This window comes from Kitasatospora sp. Root107 (assembly GCF_001424875.1).
Lineage (GTDB): Bacteria > Actinomycetota > Actinomycetes > Streptomycetales > Streptomycetaceae > Kitasatospora.
In genome coordinates, this window is sequence record NZ_LMCT01000061.1 from 1 (window position 1) to 3,762 (window position 3,762).

2 protein-coding genes are annotated in these 3,762 nt (G+C 66.4%); both read right to left on the minus strand.

Going from position 1 to position 3,762, the window contains the following annotated elements; all coding sequences use genetic code 11:
* The coding region (locus tag ASC99_RS31185; RefSeq protein WP_082598792.1) for a non-reducing end alpha-L-arabinofuranosidase family hydrolase at positions 1 to 1,148 on the minus strand (1,148 nt) is incomplete at its 3' end.
* A gap of 389 nt (positions 1,149 to 1,537) precedes the next feature.
* Positions 1,538 to 2,470 carry a glycoside hydrolase family 11 protein gene (locus ASC99_RS31190; RefSeq protein WP_057238393.1) on the minus strand — a complete coding sequence of 311 codons (933 nt, stop codon included), beginning with the start codon at positions 2,468 to 2,470 and terminating at the stop codon, positions 1,538 to 1,540.
* Positions 2,471 to 3,762 lie beyond the last annotated feature (1,292 nt).

Below are 3,762 nucleotides of genomic sequence, written 5' to 3' on the forward strand. Positions count from 1 at the left end.
GCCTCGACGATCATGAGGTACTGGTTCTGGTCCTTGACCTTGTAGACCTGCGGTGCCTCGAACAGGTTCTTCACCGTGTCGCTCATGACGGTGGTGTAGGAGGAGCCGAAGTTGCCGGGGAAGTTCCCGATCGGCATGCTCGCCCTGTAGATGCTGCCGTTGTCACCGGCGAAGAACAGGTACATGTTCTGGCCGTCGGCAATCAGGGTCTGGTCGATCGGGGCGGCGCCGCCCGGGAGGCTGCCGGTGAACAGCGGCTGCGGCGCGGACCAGCCGTTGGGGTTGGTCGGGTCGCTGGAGGTGCGGTAGATGAACGGCCACGCACCCCACTGGTAGGCCAGCACCCAGATGTTCTTGGGCGCGAAGTAGAACAGTGTGGGCGCCACGGTGGACTGGCTCATCCCGATCTGCCCGGCCGACGCCATGTCCGACCAGTTGGTGAACGGGCTGAACGCCATCGAGCCGTACGACGAACCCGACACGTCCGACGCGTAGACCAGGTGCTTGCCGTTGTACACCACGTTGGTGAAGTCCTTCAGCGCCGCCCAGCCGTTCGCCGGCTGCGCCAACACGCCGGTCGACGACCAGCGGTAGGTGGACGGAAGAGCACACGTGCCACCCGTCGGGGTCGGCGTCGGGGACGGCGTCCCGGACAGGCCGGTCCACTTCTGGTTGCTGCCGCCGTTGCACGTCCAGATCTGCACCGCAGTGCCGTTGGCCGTGCCCTTGGCTGCAACGTCCAGGCACAGTCCGGACTCCACTCCGACGATCGTGCCGTCGGAGTTGACCCGCCACTGCTGGTTCGCACCGTCGCTACAGGCCCAGATCTGTACCCGGGTACCGGCCGTGGTGGCGTGGTTCGGAACGTCCAGGCACTTGTTGCCGTAGACGGTCAGCTGGTTGCCGGACGTCGACGTCCACAGCTGGTTGGCCCCGCCCGAGCAGTCGTAGATCTGCAGGGAAGCGCCGTCGGTCTGGCTGGCGCCCTGTACATCGAGACACCGACCGGAAGCCACACCGCGCAAGGCGCTGCTGGTGGCAGCCTGAGCCGGGTTGGCGACGAGCATCGCCGCCAACGCCACCACGGCCGCAACCATGGCGGTGAGCACCACAGACAGTTGCCTGCGGCTGGAACTTCGTGTGCGCATGGGAACCTCCTTTGTGAACGGATGGAGCTGTCACCGGCTTTGTAATCGCTAACATGCGCGGGTCGCCGTTGCTGCGCGCATCAGGGGTCGTCAGTCGGCCGGCGCGGGAATCCTCGCCGGCGCCTGTACGGCTCCGCGGCCCCGCCCATGGGCTGACCTGACCGCCTGCCAGGCCGCGGAGGCGATACGCCTTCCGCGGCTCAGCTCACCTGAAGTCCCGTACCCGGCCGAGTCACAGCTTCCGGGCAGGGCGGGTGGTGTGTGCCAGGGGTGCGATGCTGTCCGTTAGCGCTAACAATTCAGCGCGAACACACGCCTTGTCTGACAAGTGCAGGTGAAATCTCCAGCAGGCCATGAGAGTTGTCAATACTTTGCGCAGTGACGGACCGTCAGCTCGTGCTGCAGGAGACCGTCGGCCAGGTGGTGCTGCCGTTCTTCAGGATGGTCATGCCCCAGTTGTTGCCCGCGCCGTTGGGGGTGGCGACGAGGGTCTGGGCGTCGGGGTAGGACCCGTTGATGTTCCAGGTCGAGCTGATCTTCTCCGGGGAGGGGACCTTCACGGTCACCTTCCAGGTGTTCGATCCGGTCACCGAGACGTTCAGGTTGTAGCGGTCGCTCCACGAGTCGCCGGCGGAGAGCGTGGCGGCGCAGCCGCCGCCGGTGCCGCCGCCGGTCGAGCCCAGCGTGATGTTGGAGCTGCCGCTGCTCCGGTAGCCCTCGGTGGCCATGATCTCGTAGTTCATGGTGCCCAGGTTCATGCCGGCCCTGGCCCACGCGTCGAAGTGGTTCGCGACCGTGATGGTGCCGCCGGTCCGCCTGGCCTGTCGGACGCTCCAGTACTGGTTGAAGGTCTTGATGCCCTCGATGGAGGGGGCGTTGTAGCGCGTCGTCTGGTAGATGTCGTAGGTGCCGCCGTCACTGGTGACGGTGCCCTTGTACGTACCGGTGGGCCGGTAGGAGCCGTAGTTCTCGACGATGTAGTACTCGACGAGCGGGTTGGTGCTCCAGCCGTAGAGCGCCAGATAGGCGTTGCCGTTGGTGCTCCAACTGCCCGAGTAGGTCACCGGGTTGCGTGACCCTTTGCTCCAGCCCTTGCCGGCGACGAAGTTGCCGGCGTTGGTCCAGGAGGTGCTGTAGTTACCGCCGCCGTTCAGCGACATCGAGGACGCGCCGGTGCCCTCGGTCCAGAACGAGTAGAAGTATCCGCCGTCGGTGCCGGTCTGGTTCGTGGTGACGGTCGCGGCCTCGGCGGTGCCAGGCAAGATCAGGACGGCCGCGAGGGCCAGCGCGACGACGCGCGCCTTGCTGACGATCCGCCAGATGCGGTTGGTCCTGCGGCTCTTGGGGTGGGGGGAGTTCACGGGGGTGATCCGTCCTGCCGATGGGTGGGGTGGGGGAGGGGTACGTGCAGCTTTGCGCCACCGATGACCGCGAAGGGATTGGTCGGCGGGACGGCGTCGCATTGGCGGTACACGGAACCGACGTGCCATCAACATCGCTGCGCCCGAAGCCGGTTGGCGAATACGGCCCGGATCCAGGGCCGTTCGGACTTGTCGACGGCGACAGTGTTGGCCTGGGCTCGACATGCTGTCAACGCTTTCGACCGAAACGGCGATAGATTCGCCCTCCCTCAGATCCACCCCTATCGGCAAAAGGAGTGGCCAGGGGCTTGATCGTTGGATGCAGGCGCAGGAACTGACCGGTACCTTGCCACTTTCCTCACGATCGCCCCTGAGAAGGCCGCAACTTACAGTGGCAAGTCTTCGAAAGTTTCGCCCATCACATCGGCAACCCCGCTGCGGCCCGAACTGACGGACTCCCCGCGACCAGGACGTCGCATTCCAGGCCGACGCGAACACGACGGCCGGCCGGCTGTATCGGCCCGCCGGCGCGGGCTGGCGCTCGGCATCCTCGTGCTGCTCGGGTGGCTCGTGCGGGCCGACGAGAGCGGGCCGTGGTAGCGGATCCGGCTCACCGGTCAGACCGCCAGCGCCCAGGAAGTCATGGGGGCGGCCTGCCGGAGCGGTGTACACACACTGTGCGCGGCGGGATGGCGGCCGAGGGTCGGCCGTGTTCGGAGCCCTGCGCACACGCATGTCACAGCACGAGCTCAGCGCCGTCTGCCGCGCCGCGTTTCCGCAGGTCGGCGATTTACCGACCTGCGGAAACATGGGTCTTGCAGAAGATCATTTCACAACCAGTGCACACGCGGCGCCCTTGACGATGAGACGCAGTGAGATGCGCTGAACGGTGCTGCGTAGGCCGCCTACGCCGGCCAGGTCGGTTGCTACACAGCGCCACCTACCGGACGGCGCGATGGACAGCGCCGGGCTCCCTGGTCGGAGGCTAGGCGGCCAGGCGGTAGCGCCGGCCGAGTGCCTTACGGGCCTTCTTGAACGACTGGGCCACGCGGTGGACGTACTTGCAGAGGGTGAAGGCGGGGTCTTCGCGGCCGCGGAGATCGGCGAGCGTGTAGGTCGACTCCCTCGTTCAGCGCCTCGGATGCAAACAGGTGCCTGAGACCGTGTTTGAGATCTGCCGTGTCCCGTGGCTGGCGGGGTCGTTGAGCCGTGCGTGAGTGGTTCCGGGGGCGGGTATCCGTCGGATCTGACGG